This is a genomic window from Clostridium oceanicum (genome assembly GCF_039521385.1).
Lineage (GTDB): Bacteria > Bacillota > Clostridia > Clostridiales > Clostridiaceae > Clostridium_F > Clostridium_F oceanicum.
In genome coordinates this window covers 95,085-115,286 of the sequence record NZ_BAAACG010000009.1, presented here as the reverse complement: position 1 = coordinate 115,286, position 20,202 = coordinate 95,085, and the positions used below count along the sequence as shown (strand labels likewise).

The 20,202-nt window shown below is 25.0% G+C and carries 19 protein-coding genes; 18 read left to right on the top strand and 1 reads right to left on the bottom strand.

Translation table 11 applies throughout. The features are described from left to right. Positions 1 to 177 precede the first annotated feature (177 nt). The 17 genes from ABDZ71_RS10050 (at position 178) to ABDZ71_RS09970 (ending at position 17,823) form a co-directional block, all read left to right on the top strand. Entirely contained in the window at positions 178 to 2,616 is a 2,439-nt protein-coding gene (locus ABDZ71_RS10050) for a heavy metal translocating P-type ATPase (protein WP_343761299.1), read from the top strand. A 71-nt stretch (positions 2,617 to 2,687) separates the two neighbouring features. Then, positions 2,688 to 2,816: an LDCC motif putative metal-binding protein gene (locus tag ABDZ71_RS10045; protein ID WP_343761297.1), complete on the top strand. Its 129-nt coding sequence runs from the start codon at positions 2,688 to 2,690 to the stop codon at positions 2,814 to 2,816. Between the two features lie 53 nt (positions 2,817 to 2,869). Then, on the top strand, positions 2,870 to 3,091 hold the full coding sequence (locus ABDZ71_RS10040; protein WP_343761295.1) for a heavy-metal-associated domain-containing protein: 222 nt from the start codon (positions 2,870 to 2,872) through the stop codon (positions 3,089 to 3,091). A gap of 265 nt (positions 3,092 to 3,356) precedes the next feature. Next, positions 3,357 to 5,126 carry a helicase-related protein gene (locus ABDZ71_RS10035; protein WP_343761292.1) on the top strand — a complete coding sequence of 590 codons (1,770 nt, stop codon included), beginning with the start codon at positions 3,357 to 3,359 and terminating at the stop codon, positions 5,124 to 5,126. A gap of 183 nt (positions 5,127 to 5,309) precedes the next feature. Next, positions 5,310 to 5,999: a lantibiotic protection ABC transporter ATP-binding protein gene (locus ABDZ71_RS10030; RefSeq protein WP_343761290.1), complete on the top strand. Its 690-nt coding sequence runs from the start codon at positions 5,310 to 5,312 to the stop codon at positions 5,997 to 5,999. A gap of 19 nt (positions 6,000 to 6,018) precedes the next feature. Next, positions 6,019 to 6,744, top strand: coding sequence for a lantibiotic immunity ABC transporter MutE/EpiE family permease subunit (locus tag ABDZ71_RS10025; RefSeq protein WP_343761288.1), 726 nt, complete (start codon positions 6,019 to 6,021; stop codon positions 6,742 to 6,744). 5 nt (positions 6,745 to 6,749) lie between these two features. Beyond that, a complete protein-coding gene (locus ABDZ71_RS10020) occupies positions 6,750 to 7,532 on the top strand; it encodes a lantibiotic immunity ABC transporter MutG family permease subunit (protein ID WP_343761286.1) in 783 nt (260 codons plus the stop codon). A gap of 467 nt (positions 7,533 to 7,999) precedes the next feature. Further along, the gene (locus ABDZ71_RS10015) at positions 8,000 to 8,698 is read left to right on the top strand and encodes a response regulator transcription factor (RefSeq protein WP_343761284.1); all 699 of its coding nucleotides are present in this window, start codon (positions 8,000 to 8,002) and stop codon (positions 8,696 to 8,698) included. After that, complete coding sequence (locus ABDZ71_RS10010) at positions 8,688 to 10,082, top strand: HAMP domain-containing sensor histidine kinase (protein ID WP_343761282.1); 1,395 nt, start codon at positions 8,688 to 8,690, stop codon at positions 10,080 to 10,082. Before ABDZ71_RS10015 ends, ABDZ71_RS10010 begins: the two co-directional genes overlap by 11 nt. A gap of 161 nt (positions 10,083 to 10,243) precedes the next feature. After that, complete coding sequence (locus ABDZ71_RS10005) at positions 10,244 to 10,924, top strand: response regulator transcription factor (RefSeq protein WP_343761280.1); 681 nt, start codon at positions 10,244 to 10,246, stop codon at positions 10,922 to 10,924. Positions 10,925 to 11,006: 82 nt separating this feature from the next. After that, positions 11,007 to 12,467 (top strand): sensor histidine kinase, encoded by a 1,461-nt coding sequence (locus ABDZ71_RS10000; RefSeq protein ID WP_486187743.1) that lies wholly within the window; start codon positions 11,007 to 11,009, stop codon positions 12,465 to 12,467. Beyond that, a complete protein-coding gene (locus ABDZ71_RS09995; RefSeq protein WP_343761279.1) occupies positions 12,454 to 13,278 on the top strand; it encodes a DUF3919 family protein in 825 nt (274 codons plus the stop codon). Before ABDZ71_RS10000 ends, ABDZ71_RS09995 begins: the two co-directional genes overlap by 14 nt. Positions 13,279 to 13,339: 61 nt before the next feature. Next, entirely contained in the window at positions 13,340 to 14,386 is a 1,047-nt protein-coding gene (locus ABDZ71_RS09990; protein ID WP_343761277.1) for an ABC transporter substrate-binding protein, read from the top strand. A gap of 101 nt (positions 14,387 to 14,487) precedes the next feature. Beyond that, a complete protein-coding gene (gene uhpT, locus ABDZ71_RS09985; protein ID WP_343761275.1) occupies positions 14,488 to 15,906 on the top strand; it encodes a hexose-6-phosphate:phosphate antiporter UhpT in 1,419 nt (472 codons plus the stop codon). 161 nt (positions 15,907 to 16,067) lie between these two features. Next, positions 16,068 to 16,637, top strand: a complete 570-nt coding sequence (sigZ, locus tag ABDZ71_RS09980; protein WP_343761273.1) for an RNA polymerase sigma factor SigZ — start codon at positions 16,068 to 16,070, stop codon at positions 16,635 to 16,637. A 159-nt stretch (positions 16,638 to 16,796) separates the two neighbouring features. Beyond that, complete coding sequence (locus tag ABDZ71_RS09975; RefSeq protein WP_343761271.1) at positions 16,797 to 17,369, top strand: hypothetical protein; 573 nt, start codon at positions 16,797 to 16,799, stop codon at positions 17,367 to 17,369. A 37-nt stretch (positions 17,370 to 17,406) separates the two neighbouring features. Next, positions 17,407 to 17,823 carry a hypothetical protein gene (locus tag ABDZ71_RS09970; RefSeq protein WP_343761270.1) on the top strand — a complete coding sequence of 139 codons (417 nt, stop codon included), beginning with the start codon at positions 17,407 to 17,409 and terminating at the stop codon, positions 17,821 to 17,823. Between the two features lie 176 nt (positions 17,824 to 17,999). On the opposite strand, the gene ABDZ71_RS09965 is transcribed toward ABDZ71_RS09970, so the two are convergent. Then, entirely contained in the window at positions 18,000 to 18,971 is a 972-nt protein-coding gene (locus ABDZ71_RS09965; RefSeq protein WP_343761268.1) for a DMT family transporter, read from the bottom strand. 233 nt (positions 18,972 to 19,204) lie between these two features. On the opposite strand from ABDZ71_RS09965, the gene ABDZ71_RS09960 reads away from it, so the two are divergent. Further along, positions 19,205 to 20,074 carry an aldose 1-epimerase family protein gene (locus tag ABDZ71_RS09960; protein WP_343761266.1) on the top strand — a complete coding sequence of 290 codons (870 nt, stop codon included), beginning with the start codon at positions 19,205 to 19,207 and terminating at the stop codon, positions 20,072 to 20,074. The last annotated feature ends 128 nt before the right edge of the window (positions 20,075 to 20,202 follow it).

Sequence of the window (20,202 nt, the reverse complement as noted above, 5' to 3'; positions counted from 1 at the left end):
TTAAAAATATAATATAGAATTTATTGAAAATAGTTAGCTTATTATAAGTTAACTATTTTATTTATTTTAATAATATATTTTTTTTATTTGAAAATACTATAAATAAGTGCTATTATAAAAACACACCCCCCACGGGAGGGGGTAGTAAATATATTTTATGTAAATAGAGGTGATAATATGAAAAAATCTCTTAATATAGAGGGAATGACTTGCACAGCTTGTGCAAAAGCGGTAGAGAGAGCAACCAGAAGGCTCGATGGGGTTAAAGAATCAAATGTAAATTTTGCAACAGAAAGACTGAATATAAATTATGACGATTCAAAAGTTAGTTTAGAAGATATAAAAAAATCTATAGAAAAATCTGGATATAAAGCTATAGAAAACACTATAACTAAAAATTTTAATATAGAAGGAATGACTTGCACAGCTTGTTCAAAAGCAGTAGAAAGAGCTACCAGAAAATTAGATGGAGTCAAAAATTCAAATGTAAATTTTGCTTCTGAAAAATTAACTATAACTTTTGATCCTACAAGGATAAATAATTCAGATATAAAAAAATCCGTAGAAAAAGCTGGATATAAGCTTTTAGAAGAAGAGCTTGTTGATGTTAGAAAAGAAAAAAAAGAAAAAGAAAGAAAAATAATTTTAACTAGATTTATAGTATCTGCTATATTTACAGTACCACTTCTTATTATAACTATGGGACACATGGCAGGTCTTAAATTACCGATTCTTATAGATCCAGCTATAAATCCTGAAAATTTTGCTTTAATACAGCTTATATTAACTACACCAGTAGTAGTTATAGGATATAAATTTTTTACAGTAGGATTTAGAACACTTTTTAAAAAAGAACCTAATATGGATACACTAGTAGCTCTTGGAAGTTCAGCAGCCTTTTTATATGGCATATTTTCTGTATATAAAATTTTTAATGGAGAAGTAGGCTATGTTAAAAATTTATATTTTGAATCTGCAGCAGTTATTTTAACACTTATAACTTTAGGAAAATATTTAGAAACAGTTACAAAGGGCAAAACTTCTGAAGCTATTAAAAAGCTAATGGGTCTTACTCCTAAGACAGCTAAGATTATAAAGAATGGAAAAGAAGTAGAAATATCAATAGATGAAGTAGAAAAAGAAGATATTATAGTTGTAAAACCAGGAGAAAAGCTTCCTGTAGATGGAGAAATTATAGAAGGTATTACTTCAATAGATGAATCAATGCTTACAGGAGAAAGTATACCTGTAGAAAAGAATATAGGTAGTCCTGTAATTGGGGGCAGCTTAAATAAAAATGGATTTATAAAATATAAAGCTACAAAAGTAGGAAAAGATACAGCTCTTTCACAAATAATAAAATTAGTAGAAGAAGCTCAAGGTAGTAAAGCACCTATTGCTAAACTTGCAGATATAATATCAGGGTATTTTGTTCCAATAGTAATGACTTTAGCTGTAGTAGCATCTTTAGCTTGGAAGATATCAGGAGAAAGCAATATATTTTCTTTAACTATACTTATAGCAGTACTTGTAATTGCATGTCCTTGTGCATTAGGATTAGCTACTCCTACAGCTATAATGGTTGGTACTGGAAAAGGCGCAGAATATGGAGTGTTAATTAAAAGTGGAGTAGCATTAGAAAACACCCATAGATTAGATGGAGTAGTTTTTGATAAAACAGGAACAATAACAGAAGGTAAACCTAAAGTTACAGATATAATAACAGTTGAAAAATCCAGTGAAAGTGAAATACTTAAATTTGCAGCAAGTTGTGAGAAAGGATCTGAACATCCTTTAGGTGAAGCTATAGTAAAAGAGGCTCATAATAGAAATATGGATCTATATAATATAGGAGAATTTAAAGCAATACCAGGACATGGAATAAGTGCAAAATTAAATGATAAAAATATTCTTTTAGGAAATAAAAAGCTTATGAAAGAAAATAATATAGATTTAAAAACAATAGAAAAAGATTCAATAAGATTAGCAAAAGAAGGAAAGACACCTATGTATATATCAATAAATAGTGAAATAGCAGGAATTATAGCTGTAGCAGATACAATAAAAGAAAGTAGTAAAAGTGCTATAAATAGGCTTAAAAACATGGGAATAGAAGTATTTATGATTACTGGAGATAATAAAAGTACAGCAGAAGCTATAGGAAAGCAAGTTGGGATAGACAAAGTTTTAGCAGAAGTTTTACCAGAAGATAAGAAAAAAGAAGTAGAAAAACTTCAAAAAAATGGTAGGAAAATTGCTATGGTTGGAGATGGAATAAACGATGCACCAGCTTTAGCACAAGCGGATATTGGTATGGCTATAGGTTCAGGAACAGATGTAGCAATAGAATCTGCAGATATTGTTCTTATGAAAAATGATCTTAATGATGTGGCAACAGCAGTACTTTTAAGTAAAAAGACTATAAAGAATATAAAAGAAAATTTATTTTGGGCTTTTGGATATAACACAATAGGAATACCAATAGCTATGGGGATTTTGCATATATTTGGTGGTCCACTTTTAAATCCTATGATAGCAGCTCTTGCAATGAGTTTTAGTTCAGTATCAGTACTTTTAAATGCTTTAAGATTAAAAACATTCAAACCTAGTTATTAAACAATAAATAGAAATAAAATAAAATACTATATATTGTTTTAAAAATAAAAATATATTAGGGGTGTTAACAAATGAAGAAAATTATAGGGAAATTTTTGAAAAAGCTAGAAAAAACTAATGAAAGTACTTTTGGAAACAAAAAACTAGATTGTTGTGATCTTAATAAATCTTCTGATAAAGATGGTAAAAATAAAAAATAAGGTTAGTAGATATAATCTTAAATAATCTATATATTAAAAGGAGGAATAATAAAATGAAAATTAAAAAAACAATATTAATAGAAGGAATGAGTTGCATGCATTGTGTAAGTCATGTAAAAGAAGCTTTAGAGGAAATAGGTGGAACTAACATAGATGTTAATTTAAGTACAAAAGAAGCTAAAGGAGAATTTGATTCAGATAGTATAACTGATAACAAAATAAAAGATACAATAAAAGATTTTGGATATGAAGTTGAAAGAATAGAAGAAAACTAATAGATTATATTAGTGATTTTAATTTTAATAAGTAAATTTAAAAAACAAGTTTTTAGTTAGGATACTAGAAACTTGTTTTTTATTATACAAGATATAGATAAACTAGGGATTGCAATGTTGTATTTTTTATCTATAGCTACTTTTATAATTTTAATTATCTAATAAACTAATATTAAAGTTAAAATATGAAAATACTAAAGTATATTAATTTAATATTATAGTAAATTTGATAGAATCTAATATTTAATACCTAGGGAGTGTATAAATGAAGAAGACAGCAGTTAACAGAGATTATATAAAAATAAAAAAGCAATTCAATAATATAGAACAAATAGTTAAAAATACTAAGCCAAATTCTTTATGGGAACATGAAGCTGCTGTAAGAAAAAAGATAAAATTTTTAAAAGAGATAAGAAATAAAAACTTAAGAGATTTCAATGAAGTTTATAATAAATACATGGAGCTTTTAGATTATATATCCATAAAGCTTGTAGATAACTATAATAAGAGAAACAATACTAGTTTTGATTTTTATGAAATAGTAAAAATGAATAAATATAGTTATTTAAAATCAGGTATTATAAATGTTCTTATAAGTAAACATATTCCTTTTATAGTATCTAGAGAGTTTAAAAAGGTTTTTCCTGAAAATCCTAAAGATGAATATAAAAAAACTAGAAAAATCAAGAGAAAGTTTTATCTTCACTTAGGAGAGACAAATACAGGGAAAACTTATAATTCTATGGAAAGATTAAAAAAATGTAAAAAAGGTATATATTTATCTCCCCTTAGAATACTTGCTTTAGAAAACTATGAAAAGCTAAATAAAGAAGGAGTAAAGTGTAGTTTATTAACTGGAGAAGAAGAAATACAAATAGAAGGAGCAAAACATATAAGTTCAACAGTAGAAAAACTTAACACTAAAGAAGAATATGATGTAGCAATAATAGATGAAATTCAAATGATAGGTGATGATCAAAGAGGAAATGCTTGGACTAGAGCGGTTTTGGCACTTAAAAGTAAAGAAATTCATATTTGCGGAGCAGCAAATGTAAAAGATTTAATAATAAAAATAATAGAAGATTGTGAGGATGAATATGAATTAATAGAATATAAAAGAAATATAGAATTAAAAGTGCAAGAAAAATCCTTTAGATACAAAGATGTAGAAGAAGGTGATGCTTTAGTAGCTTTTTCTAAAAAAAAGGTATTAGATATAGCTAATTATTATAAAAATATAGGAGTAAATTGCAGTATAATATATGGAGATTTGCCACCGGAAGTAAGAATAAAACAATATGAAAAATTTATAAATAAGAAAGCTAATGTTTTAGTTACAACGGATGCAATAGGTATGGGAGTTAATTTACCTATAAAAAGAATAGTTTTTATGGATATAAAAAAATTTGATGGAAATGAATTTAGATATTTAACATCTCAAGAAGTTAAACAGATTGCAGGTAGAGCAGGAAGAAAAGGAATATATGATGTAGGTTATGTAGCAGGATATAAAAATACTGGTGAGTTTATAAAAGAAATGATAGAAACAGAAGATTATCCTATAAATGAGGCAGTATTAGGACCGAGTGAAGCTATACTAAAAGTTAAAAATTTATCTTTAAAGGAAAAACTAGCTCTTTGGAGTACTAAAAAAGAAAAATTAGATTTTTATAGAAAAATGGATGTAGAAAAGTTAGTTTTTCTTTTAGACAGTATAAAGTTTTATAATCTTAAAGAAGAAATACAATGGAAGCTTTTAAAAATTCCATTTGATGTTACAAGTAAAGTTTTGATGGGAACTTTTTTAAGTTATATAGATGAATTATTTATAGGAAAACATGAAAAATTATTAGAGCCTAAATGTTTAATAAAAGACTTACAAAATTTAGAGATATATTATGAACAAATAGATTTATATTATTCTTTTTCAAAAGTTTTTAATTTAGAATTAGATGTAGAGTGGGTTTATAAAAAACGTATAGAAATAAGTAAAGAAATTAATAACATATTGAGAAAAAATATTACTCTTAAATAAGCCGTACCATTTATGATGGTATGGTTTATTTATTTTTTTATTTTCCTTAGAAAATCATTAGATTTGTTTGTTACTATATTCCCATAGAAAGAAAAAGAGATGATATTTTTAGTTAGAAATTATAAATAGTTTTTTATCAATATAGTATTTCTTTTATAACTAATATAGATAGGGGTAGAAAAAATGAGTGAATATTTTTTAGAAACAAAGAATTTAACAAAAAAATTTAAAGGGCAAATAGCTGTAAATTCTATAAATTTAAAAATAAGAAAAGCTAGTATCTATGGATTTTTAGGACCTAATGGAGCTGGCAAGTCTACCACATTAAAAATGATTACAGGTCTTTTATATAAAAGTGGAGGAGAAATTTTTATTGATGGTCATAAATGGAGAAGATCTGATCTTAAAGATATAGGCGCACTTATAGAGTCACCAGCATTTTATGGTAATTTAACTGCAAGAGAAAATTTAAAAGTTCATACAAAACTTTTAAATATAAAGGAAAGTAAAATAGATGAAGTTTTAAATATTGTAGATTTAAAAGATACAGAAAGAAAAAGGGCAGGTCAATTTTCCTTAGGAATGAAACAAAGACTTGGAATTGCTATAGCACTTTTAAATGATCCTAAACTTCTTATATTAGATGAACCCACAAACGGATTAGATCCTATAGGAATAGAAGATTTAAGAAGTTTAATTAAATCATTAAAAAATAAGGGGATAACAATTATTTTTTCAAGTCATATTTTATCAGAAGTTCATGAAGTAGCAGAAGATATCGGAATTATATATAAAGGAAAGTTAAAATATCAAAATAAAATTAATAAAAATGAAGATTTAGAAAAATTATTCATGGATATTATAACTAGATAAGAAAGAAGGAATTTTTAAAATGATTAATATGATTCAAGCAGAGAATTTAAAATACAAAAACACTTTTTCTAAAAAGCTTTTTTATATTGCTCCAATGTATATATTGATTCAAATTTTGAGCTTTGATGATTATGTTTTTACTAACTCAATAAACTGGTGGAGCCTTTGTTTTATGCCTTTTATTATAGCTATTTTATGTTCACTTTCATCTCTTAGAGAAAAAAAGTCAGGTAATTATAGAACATTAAAATCTAAAGATATAAATTTAAAGAAAATGTGGATTAGTAAGGTTTTAGTTATGTCTTTTTATACATTTTTAGCTTCATTAACTTTTATCTTATACTTTTTAATATTTAAGTTAGTTCGTGGTAGCTTATTAGTTATTTTAAATCAGCTCTTTTTAGCTGTATTTATAATTTGGCTTACAACACTTATATTGATTCCAATATGTTTATTTTTATCTGAAAGCTTTGGAAGTTTTGCATCAGTAATTGTAACCTGTGTAGGTTTTATAGGAGGAGCTTTAGTTGCACCAAAGTCATTTTGGTATTTATGCCCTTGGAGCATAAATGTTAGACTAATATCTCCAATTTTAAAAATACATCCTAATGGTGAACTTTTAAAAAGTGGAAGTTCTTTATTAAATCCTTCAGTAATACCTATAGGAATTATTATAGCAGTAGTAGGATTTATAATATTAGCAATATTAACAAGTTTATGGTTTGCTAAAAAGGAGGCTCGTTAAAGATTATGGATTTAATGAGAGCTATCATATCAAATTGGATAAAAACAAAAAGAACAGCTTTTAGATATATAGTACTATTAGTTCCAATACTATTTCCAGCATTAGTGTTATCCTATATATCTGTTTATAAAATTGACTATACTTTTCAAATTAAAGTTTATAACCTTTATTTTGAAACTATAGCTTTAGGATTAACCTTGATGGCAGGGCTTTTAACAGCTCTTAATATTATGGGAGAGGAATCTTCTGGAGATTTTAGAGCATTACTAGCTAGCCCATTACCTAGAAATACCATATATTTTGGTAAGTTATTTATGATAATTTTAATTACTATAATTGATATGTTTGTATCTCTTGGGATTTTACTTATAGGAATGAAATTTATTTATAAAGGTGCCTATATTCAATATGGACCATTCTTACAAGGAACACTTTTTACAACAATAGGGGTATTATTTTTATATGGTTTCTATTTAATCATAAGTATAAATTTTGGTATGGGCCACACAATAGCAATAACAGCTGGTGGTACTATACTTGGAGCTTTAATGCAGACCGGCATGGGAGATAGAATATGGCAATTTATACCTTGGTCTTGGAGTGGAAGAATAGGAATATTACCAATAGCTAAACTTAAAGGAGCTGTAGATTCTAGATATGGGGATAGTACTATGATTATGATGAAGGAATTTTATAAAGGTATGCCTATTTTAATTATATCTTTCTTGGTTATATGTATCATTGGAGCTTTATGGTTTAAAAAGTGGGAAGGAAGAAAATCTTACTAGTAATGTTTAAGTAATTTGATTTAATTAATTAAGAAGTTTAATAAGTTATTTAGTAGGGGCTATTCCATTAAGAAATTAACATACAATATACTGTTTTATAAGTTTAAATTAAATGCAATATATTGAATGATTTATTATTAGTGGGATAGACCCTATAATTTTATTGTAGAAGAAAATTAATTTATTATTAAAAAAAATATGATAAAGAGATATAAAGTTGTAATTAAAAGTACCTTAGAATACAGAAGAGTTTTAAACTATAAAAAATAAATTTGTAATAAAGTAATAACTATATTTAAATTTTAAAAGAGTTTCTATTTTATAAAATAAAAAAGAACTTACTTGAAAATATAGTAAAATATGTTATAAAATAAACAATGTGATAATTTATTTTGATTTCTAGTAATTTTATATAATAGGTTTAATAAAAGTTCTTATATTAATTATTATACATATGGAGGATGACTATGGGAGAAAACAGACAAATTTTAGTGATTGATGATAATGAAGATGTTTGCACTACTATAAAAGGATATTTAGAAAATTATAATTATAATGTTAAAACCGTTTATCGTTGTAAGGAAGCATTGAGTAATATAAATAGGGGATTTGATTTAATTATATTAGATATAATGATGCCTGGTATGGATGGAATGGAATTTTGTAAGATTATTAGAGATAAAGTATCTTGCCCTATAATTTTTGTTAGTGCTAAAGTTTTAGAAGAAGATAAGGTTGAAGCACTTTCTGTAGGTGGAGATGATTATATAACAAAGCCATTTAGCTTAAAAGAATTAAAAGCTAGAATTGAAAGTCATTTAAGAAGAGAGGAAAGAATAAAAAACAAAAAGGTATATATATTAACCTCTGGGAATATATCAATTGATGTTTTAGCAAATGAAGTTTTTTGTAATGGTGAAAAAATTAAGTTAACAAAAACTGAATATAAAATCATAAAATTTTTAATTACAAATAAAAATATAGTGTTTTCAAAAGAGAAAATTTTTGAAAATGCCTGGGGGTTAGATTCAGAAAGCTATTTAGAAACTGTTACAGAAAGTATGAAAAATATTAGAAAAAAAATTAAAAGAAAAGATAAAAGTAAATCTTATATAAGTACAGTTTATGGACTAGGATATAAGTGGGAAGTGAAAGATGAAAAATAAAACTATAAAAAAAGATTTTTATAATTTAGTTTTAAAGATAGTTATTTATACAGTTATTACAACAATAATAACATATGCATTAGTTGTAATGATTATGTTATTAGGAGGTACTAAAACAACAGATCATTATATAAAACATATAAACAAAATAGCTAAAGAAGTTGAGGTAAATGGAAGTAGTATTTTAAAAGGAAATCTTATAGATATAAAAAAATATAGTAAAAAAATTCAAGGTGAAGTTATAGATTTAAAAGGAAAACACTTGTATGGGGAAAAAGCAGTAAAAAATGATGATTTTAGAATACTGAATTCTATAAATCAAGATAAATGCAGTAATGACTATATTTATAGATATATACCTATAGTTAAAGATAACAATATAAAAGCTATTTATGTTGTTAAAGCTCCTTTTTCTTTTATAAAAAATAATTTTCAAACCAGTAAAGGAAGAATGCTTATATTTTTCATAGCTTTATTTTCTCCTATAATATATTTTATAATATACTTATTTTTATTTACTTCTAAACTATATAAATCTATTTCAAAAAATGTAGATTTACTATTAAATGGGGCTGAAAAAATATGTGATGGTGATTTAGATTTTTATGTTGATGGAGTAGAAGGGAAAGAGTTTAGTAAAATTCAAAAATCATTTAATACTATGGTAAAAGTACTTAGAGAAAATATTGAACATTTATCTAAAATAGATAAGGAACGTAGAATGATGGTTTCATCTATATCACACGATATAAGAACTCCAATAACTGTTATAAAAGGTCAACTTGAAATAATAGATGATTTAAAAGATGAAGCTGATTTTAAGATAGATAACAATATGTATATAATAAATAAAAACTGTGATAAGATGACTGCATTAACGGATAATTTATCTTTATTTTATAAAGTAGAAGGAGAAAATTTTCTTTTTAAAAAAGAGAAAGTTAATTTAAAGGAAGAACTTTTATATAAACAAAATGAAATAGAAAGCTTCATTAGAAAAAAGAATATAATTATTGAGTTTCATATAAATTTAAGAAAAGAAGAATATATTTTAGATAAAAATATGTTATTTAGGGTAGTAGATAATATACTCTACAACAGTTTAAGATTTACTAAAGAAGGAAAAGTATCTTTGAAAGTTTATAGTGATAAAAATGATAGTAAAAAGATTTATTTTAAATGTAGTGATACAGGAACTGGATTTAAAACTAAGGATACATTAGATTTATTTAAAGCTTTTTATCAAGATGAAGATTATAAAAATCATTTTGGATTAGGGCTTTATATATCTAAAAAGATTGTTAATAATTATAATGGACAAATAAAAGCATATAATAATAGGTTAGGTGGTGCTACATTAGAATTTTATATAACAGAACTTTAAAATAAAATAGTCTTCTTTTAATGTTTTATGGTATACTTTTTATAGTGTTTTACCTTATTTTGTAGTTTTTTATCAAAAAAGGTAGTAAATCATCTAATTTAGTTTAAAACCAGATTAATATTATAAAGTAATTTCTATGCATAAATAAGGAGGCTGTTTTTATGAAAATATTAGTGGTTGATGATGAGAAGAGCATTCTTAACTTAGTAAAAATGAATTTAAAATTAGAAAGATATGAAGTTGTAGTTAGTAGTACAGGAATGGAATCTATAGAAAAATTTAAAAGAGAAAATCCAGATTTGGTTATATTAGATTTAATGCTTCCAGATATAAGTGGTCATGAAGTTATACAAAGATTTCATGAAATAGACAGTGAAGTGCCAGTTATAATGCTTACAGCTAAAAGTCAAATAAATGATAAATTATTAGGGTTAAAGCTAGGGGCAGATGATTATATAACAAAACCTTTTAACACTGCAGAACTTATTTTAAGAATAAAAGCTATAACAAAGAGATTAAACAGAAAAAGCAAAGAAGAAATAATTAAAAGCAATGAAATAAATATAAAGTCAATAAGGATATTAAAAAATGAAAGAAAGGTATTTATAGATGGAAAAGAAATAAATACTACTTATAAAGAATTTGATGTATTATTTTTAATGATGAAAAACTATAATAAAGTATTTACAAGAGAAGAATTTTTAGATAAGGTATGGGGTTATGAATATATAGGAAACACTAGAGCCGTTGATATATTGATACAGAGACTTAGAAAGAAACTAGCACCTTATTCACAAGGACTTAAAACTGTTTATGGAGTAGGGTATAAATTAGAATTATAAATATTAAGAAAGATGCAGCTAATATTAATGAAGATTAGCTGTAAATTTTGTTGTAAATATATTTGAGGACGTGTGAGGGCTAGTGAAAAAAATAAAATTAAAAATAAAGACTAAAATTATGCTAATGAATATGGCAATACTAATCCCTACCATAGTTTTTATATACATAATAACTATAAATAATTTGTATAGCAATGTTATAAAAAATTCTATAGATTTTTTAACTAAAGAAAGTTATACAACTCAACTTTATATATCAAATTATATAGAGAAATATAATGAAAAGAATGTGGAAGATAACTTTTTAAGTAAAAGTTCACTTATTAATACATATATATCTAACAGATTAAGGTTTAGGACACAAATTTATAATAAAAATGGAGAAATATTAGAGGATTCAGTTATGGACAGCCTTAGTTTATATGATGAAGATATAAATAATGCTATAAAAGGAAACAAAGCATATATTGTAAAAAAAATAGATGGTAATATATATATTTTATTTTCCAGTCCAATATATTTTAAAAATAATACATTAGGTTGTGTAAGGTATGTGTATTGTGTAGATGGCGGTAAGAAACTCATAGACAATATGTTTATAATTATGGGTATTATAGCAATTATAGCTATGTTAATATCTTGGCTTTTAAGTAATATTTTTTCAAATAATATAGCAGGACCTATAAAGAAACTGAAAAATATTTCAGAAAAGGTAGCTGCTGGAGAGTATGAAAATAGAATAGATATTAAAAGTGGAGATGAAATAGAGGATTTATCAAAAACTTTTAATAAAATGTCTTATAATATAAAAACCTACATAGAAAGTTTAAAAGAAGAAAGAAAAAAACAAAAAGATTTTTTGGATAATGTAACCCATGAATTTAAAACTCCTTTAACAGCCATAATAGGATATTCAGAATTGATGCCAAGGTTAAAAGAAAAAGAAGATATAGATGATAGTCTATTTTATATAAAAAAAGAAGGAACTAGACTTCTTAAATTGGTAGATGAATTATTATATTTATCAAAATTAGGTAAGAGTGAATTTATTATAGATAAGACAAGGAGTAATTTAAAGAAAATAGTAGAAGAGAGTTTAACTACTATGGAACCTAGATTAGAAAAGTATAATATAGAAATAGTAAAGAATTTGTTTGACATAACTTTAGTTATAGATAAAGATAAAACTAAACAAGTAATATTAAATGTATTAGACAATGCTATAAAATATAGTGAATGTAAGAATATTACTATAAGTATGAAAATAGAAAATTCTAGTATAGTATTGAATATTACAGATGATGGAATAGGAATAAAAAATGAAGATTTAGAGAAGTTATTTGAACCTATTTATAGAGGATATAATTTGAATAACGAAGATAAAGGTAATGGATTAGGACTTTCTATATGTAAAGAAATAATGAAAAAACAAAAGGGGAATATATTTATTTCTAGTGAGTATAAAAGAAATACATGTGTAAAAATTATTTTTAATAAATCAAATTTTTTTATTCAAGAGGATATAAAAAATGAAAAAAACTAATGGAAAGATAAAAGTAATATTTATATATTTTTCTATAATAATTTTCTGTATTATAGTAACTAACCTAAATTATAGTAAATTATATAATAAAGTAACAATAATAAATGATAAAGATGAAGTAGTAAAAAAAATTAATATGTCTATACCAGTAAAAATTAAAATTTCCAACAATATATGGGGAAGTTATATTTTAGAAGATAACAATTCTATAAAACAAATATGGAACCTAATGAATAAGATTACAAATGATTCTTTGAAAGAAAAGAATCAAGTTAATAAAATTACAGAAGGTAGTATTAATGGAACTATATATTATTTAAATGGAATGAAGGATGATTTTGAAATAAAGGATTCATTGAAATTGAATAAATATATATATAATGATAGCTATAAAGTACCTATTATAAATACTTTGAAAAATACTTTGTTTGGGTATTTATATACTCCAAAGAATATAGGAAATTTTATAAATGCTAGAAATAAAGTAACAATTTCTAATAATGATAAAGAAGCACTGAAGCTTGGAAATGTAGATAAAGAAACTATTAAAAACATAATTTATAAATCCTATAAAATTGAAAATGATAAAGAAATTGTAGATTTAACAACAAAAAGTGAAAATCCAACGGCACATATAAAAGTTTACATAGATCAAGAAAATGACGATTTTTTAAAGTCTAAAAGTTATAATGTGGTTAATATTGATGTGTATGATCATAATTTTTTTGTTGTGCAGTATATGGGAGATGAAAATGGAAGACATATATATATAAGAGGAAATTTAAATGATATATGCAGAAAAATTAATTAGATTTTATTTTTGATTTTTAGCTTTTTAATTTATTAAAATGTGCTTTAGGTAGGAGAAAAACATGAAATTAAAAAAATATATTTGTTTTATCTTTATAGTAGTTACACTTTTAAATACAACGTCTTGTGGTAAGAAATCTTTAAATATAACTTATAAAAATGGTTATCCTGATTTGAAAGGAAAGCATTTGGTAGTATATGTAGCTTCAAGGGATGAAGTTGGCAAATCACTTTTAGAGCTTTTTAAGGAAAAAACAGGATGTACCTATGAATATATGAGGATGCCTACAGAAAAAGGAGTAGAAAGAGTTAGGCTAGAAAAAAAATATCCTAAAGCAGATATTTTCATGGGAGGAAGTTGTGATGCTCATGAGATGATGAAAGAGGAAAAGTTATCAGAAAGGTATATTTCAGAAAATTATAGTGAAATTCAAGAGCAATATAAAGATAAAAAGGGCTACTGGACAGGAATTGAAATAGAACCATTATCTATTGCTATAAATAAGGATAGATGGGAAAAAGAATTTGCTTTAAAAGGAATTAAAATTCCTAAAAATTATGAAGATTTATTAAATCCTATATATAAAGGTGAAATAGTAATGCCAGATCCTAAAACTTCTGGTACAGCTTATACAATGATAGCTTCTCTTATGCAAACTTTAGGTAAAAATAAAGCTCTAAGGCTTTTAAAAGGAATAAAAAGTAATGTTGGTAAGTTTACTATAAATGGATATACACCAGCACAAAAGGTAGGAACAGGTGAGTATTTGATTGGTATAAATTTTTTAGGGGATCAATTATTAGTGAAAAAATCTGGCTTTAATATAATATCTAATATACCTAATAATGCAGGATGGAATATAGATGCAGTTTCAAAAATAAAAAATGGTCCTAATGGAGACATAGGAAATTTATTTATAGATTTTTGTACTTCAAAAGAAGTAGGTAATACTTTAAAAAAAATCTCTATGGGAATGCCTACTAGATCTGATATCAAAATAAAAGAAAATATGGATTTTTATAAACTAAATATATATAAAGAATATGATTTCACAGAAGCTGGTAATAAAAGAGAGGATTTAATGAAAATATGGGATAATTTAAATTAGATTTAAATGTTACATTTATGAAACATTTATTATGTATTTATGTGCAAATAATAACTTATTATCTTGTTATAGCATGAAAACGTTATAACAGGAGGCGTAATATGACAAAAGTAATTGATTTTTTTAGTATTCACAAAAAAAGTGTATCTGTACCAATTGAAGTACAAAGGAAACAGTGGTTAAAAGAATTTTTAAAGGCATTCTTTGTTGTTTTTATTTCATATGTGTGTATGTATTTAATAAGAAATAATTTTAAGGCGGGACAACCTTTATTAAAGACTCAGCTAGGATTTACTACTAGTCAGCTAGGGTATATAGGTTTTGGGTTTTCTATAACTTATGCTATAGGAAAAACTGTTTTAGGATATATTGTTGATGGAAAAAATGCTAAACGTGTAGTATCCGTATTGTTAGCAATGTCTGCAACTATGGTTTTAATAATTGGATTTATATTATTGTCAGGGAAGAAACCTATTGGTATTATTTTATTGTTTTGGGGATTAAGTGGATTTTTCCAAGCACCTGGTGGACCAATTGCTTATTCTACAATTTCTAGATGGACACCTACTAAGAAAAGGGGGAGATATTTAGGATTTTGGAATATGTCACATAATATTGGTGGAGCATTAGCAGGGGTATTTGCTTTATGGGCAGCTAATACATTTTTTCATGGAAATGTTGCTGGAATGTTTATAGTTCCATCTATTTTAGCTATAGTTGTTAGCGTTTCAATTTTATTCATTGGAAAAGATGAACCAGAAGAATTAGGATGGAATTCAGCAGAAGAAATATTTAATGAGCCTAAATGTAATGAAGATAGTGAATTAGATAAGATGAGTAAATTTGATATATTTAAAAAATATATATTGAAAAATCCTTGGATTTGGATTTTATGTGTAGCTAATGTTTTTGTTTATATAGTACGTATAGGAATTGATAACTGGGCACCATTATATGTTACAGAGCAACTACATTTTGGAATGGGAGATGCGGTAAATACAATATTCTATTTTGAAATAGGTGCACTTTTAGGAAGTCTTACATGGGGTTATGTATCGGATTTATTAAAAGGTAGAAGAGCTATTGTAGCAGTAGTGTGTTTAGTATTAACTGGATTTGCAGTACTTGGATATAGATATGCTACAAGTGTATTAATGATAAATGTTTCATTGTGTGCCCTTGGAGCACTAATATTTGGTCCTCAACTTTTAATTGGAGTATCTCTTGTAGGGTTTGCTCCTAAAAAATCTATTGCAGTTGCAAATGGTCTTAGTGGTACTTTTGGATATTTATTTGGAGATTCAACAGCTAAAGTTGCTTTAGCTAAAATAGCAGATCCTAAATCATCAGGAATAAATATTGGATCTATACATTTACATGGATGGAATGATGTATTCTTTGTATTTTATGGAGCCCTTGTTATTGGAATTGTACTTCTTTTAATTGTAGCTTATGCTGAAGAGAAAAGGATAAGAATTAAAACAAGAAAGGAAAGTCAAATTACAAAAAATGTAGCATAAAGTTAATATAAATTTAAATACAGAGCTCTATTTATTAGAGCTCTGTATTGCTTTATAGTCATTTATTAAGGATAAACCAATAATTATTTTATGTAGTAGTAAAGATTAAAAAATATAGGGTATAATAATAAATATATTTAATTTAATTCGGAGGATCTAATATGGAGGACAAAGTTAAATGTATTTGGAATGAATTTAGTGATGAACTTTATAAGTATATTAAAAGTAAAGTGAAAAATAAGTATGATGCAGAAGATATTCTTCAAGATGTTTTTGTGAAAATTCATAATAATATTAATAAAATAGAGGATCAATTAAAGCTTAGCTCATGGATTTATAAAATAACTAAAAATACAATTATTGATTATTATAGAAAGAAAAAAGATGTAACCCTTGATATTATAGAATTTGAGAAAGAATTAGACTATGATAGATTAGATAATATGAATGAAGAGATAAGTAAATGTTTAAAAAAAATGATTTTTGAACTCCCTAAAAAATATGGAGAAGCTATTTTTCTATATGATATAGAAGGAATGACCCATAAAGAAGTTTCTGATAAACTTAACATTACAATATCCTGTTCAAAAATGAGAGTTCAAAGGGCAAAAGCTAAGTTAAAAGATATTTTGTTTCAATGCTGTGATTTTCAGTTAGATTCATTTGGTAATGTGGTTGATTTCAAACAGAAAAAATTTGAATGCAAAAAATGCCATGATAAATGTGAATAAAGTTTTATTAAAAACTCCAATGTTTATATATATAAACATTGGAGTTTTTATATTTAAGTTAATTTTTTATAAGTAAAAATGTGACCCTTTGTTAAAGTCTTCGTCTTTATTAGTGAAGTGCTTAAAATTTAAGTTATAACAAGGAGGATAGTTGTTTTAATGCTACAAGTAACTAATAAAGATAAAAATATAACAGAAAAAATAAAAAATATATTAAATATATTTGATAAAGTTGGTGTAACAACAAAAGAAACTATGGGAAATATACCAGAGAAATATGATCCTGGAAAATTATTAAAAGGATTTAAATCTATAATAGTTTTTGCAGAAGGAAAAAAGAAAAATAGTAATGATAAGATGGGAGGGTTTAGTGATTATTTAGGTACCATTTCAGCCCAAAGTGAAGTTATTAGATATCTAGATTCACTAGGATATAATTCTACTGTAATAGAAGGAACTAGCAAAGATTTATCCCTTGTGAAAATGGGAATTGAAGCTGGAATTGGTGAATTAAGTCCTGTTAATTCTTTGGTAGTTAAAGGATTTGGATTAACAACAAGTTTAGGTGCAATTATTACAGATGCTCCACTTATAGGGGATAAAAAAGTTTCAGGTATTTGTATTAAATGCATGAAATGTTTAAAGGTATGTCCTATAAGAGATGTGCCATATAAAAAAGGAGACCTTGATAAATGTGGATGTGGAAAATGTAGAAATATTTGTCCAGTTTAATTTTAATAAATATGATATATGAAAGGTGATAAGTAGTATGAATAAGAAAATAATTGAAATTTTTATGTTGAATGAAGTATTAAATAATAAGCTTCTTAATAACAACAGTAGTTGTGGATGTGGATGTAATTGTGGAGAAAGTAACTCATTTACAATTGATCAATTAGTAGAAAGGTTTAATGAAAAGTACCACTCTAGTTGGAATTTTAAAATTTATAAAATTACAAAAGAAAATAAAAAAGACTTTATAGAAAAAATAAATAAAATAATGTTGGATAGCGGTGAAAGACTTATACTTGATGAATCAAATTTAGATTTTATATTACCAAAAATAGTTCCATTAATTTCAGTTTCAGGGAAAGTGATTTCAGTTAAAAACTATCCAAATGAAGAGCAACTTTATAAGGCTATTTCTACAGGAAAAAGAATAGAAATGAAATCAGGATGTTGCTAGTTTAAAAGTAGAATTTATTTCTTAGGATTTAAGGGTAATGTAATTGAAATTAAGATATTTGTTTTATAAGTAAAGTTATAAAAGTATGTTAAATAAAGTATAGAAGCATATATGAATAAGTTAAAATAAGAAAGCTTATTTATATATGCTTTAAGTTATTATATAGATTTAAATATCTAATTGAAATTATTTTTACTTAAAGTTTTATTATATCTAGAATGAATGTTTTTAAAGATTTTAAGTACATTTTCTTTGTTTAGTTGTAATAAAACTATTGCAGTAACTACTGATATCATCCCTAATAGCTGTACTATATCTAAAGATTCATTAAATATAAAATATGCAAAAATAGAAGCTATTACTAATTCTAAAGTAGATATTATACTAGCAGTACTAGCTTTTATATATTTTACAGATGTAATATAAGAGCCATTAGCTATAAATGTATTTACTATACCTAATATAAGTATATTTTTTATTATAAATATAGAATTTGAACTATTTACTACTATTGCTATAGTGGATTTTAGATTTATAAAAGGTATTAAAAATAAAGAAGCAAATAAAAATGAATAGAATAAGAAAACCCTTTGGTTATATTTTTTAGCAGCTACTTTTGCTAAAATTGTTTGCATAGAAAAAGCAAAACCAGATCCAAGACCAAAAATAATACCTTTAATATTTATAGACATAGATCCAAATTTATATATTTTACATACCATAAAGCAACCAATTAAAGTTAAAATCATAGATATAATTTTTTTTATAGTAAACTTTTCTTTAAATAAGAAAAAAGATAGAATTACAACCCAAAAAGGGCAAGTAAACATAAGCATGGTACCTAAAGCTATAGGTACGTAATTTATAGATACATTATAGCCTATAAAAGATCCAGCTATAGCAACTATGCCATAAAACATAAAGAATAACAAACTTTTTATATTTACTTTTAGGCTTTTAAAATCTTTTTTTATAGCATATAAAGCAAAAAGAACAGCTGCTACAGAAGTTCTATAAAAAGCCACAGAGAAAGGGGTTATTCCTAAGTTCTGTAAATGTTTACTAGGTATACCCATGTATCCCCAAAATACAGCGGCAGCCAAAGCTAATATAAGACCCTTATTTTTTTTATCTTTTAAGATATTCATTTCTAAATCCTCCTGAAGTAATATTACAATTTTATGATTTATAGAATAATAATACCAATAAGATTATATCATTAATATAACAAAAATGTTACTGATATTTAATAAGATATTAATAAAATATTAAAATGTATGTTGTAATAAAGCTTTACAATTAAAGAGTGAATTTTTTTATGCTTAGAAATATAGTTATAAATTCAGTATTTATTTTCATAAACCTAAAAGGAGGATTTTAAATGATTGAAACAATTAAAAATGATTTAATAAGCATATCCGTAAAGAGTCATGGAGCAGAAATTTGTAGTTTTAAATCTTTGGAAAATGATAAAGAATATTTGTGGCAAGGAGATCCTAAATATTGGGGTAAGCATGCACCTATATTATTTCCTTTTGTAGGAGCTTCAAAGAATGGAAAATATACATATAAAGGTGAAGAATATAGAATGTCAAAGCATGGATTTGCTAGAGATTCTGAATTTGAGCTTGTAGAAAAAAGTGATGGAAAATTAAAATATTTATTAAAAAGTAACGAAGATACAATGAAAAAATATCCTTTTATTTTTGAATTGTATGTTATTTATGAGATTAAAGGAAAAATCCTTGACATAACATATAAAGTTAACAATAAAGACAGTAAAGAAATGTATTTTTCAATAGGTGGTCATCCTGCATTTAATTGTGATATAAGAGAAGGTGATAAATATCTTGAATTTGAGGATAAAGTAAACTTAGAGACATATATGGCAGATTTAAAAACTGGTATTATAGTAGATAAAAAGAAAAAAATAATTGAAAATCAAAAAGAATTATTGCTTAAATACGATTTGTTTTATGATGATGCACTTATATTTGACAGTAGTAATTTAGATTCAATATTTATTAAAGATGGTAAAACTGAAGAGAAAATAAAAATTACTATAAAGGGGTTCCCTTATTTAGGAATTTGGACAAAACATTCACCAAAGTCCCCTTATTTATGTATTGAACCATGGTATGGCATACCTGATTTAGAAAAATCAAAGGGTAAAATAGAAGATAAAAAAGGAATAGAAAAATTAAACATTGGAGAAACATTTTCTTGTAGTTATAAAGTAGAAGTTATTTAAGTGTAGGTTAATTTATATTAAATTTTAATAATTATAAATAGAACAATCTTATTAATATATATAAGATTGTTCTATTATATATTAAAGAAAATATAGTTTCTTTGATGTATTTAGTTAATATTTTTTAG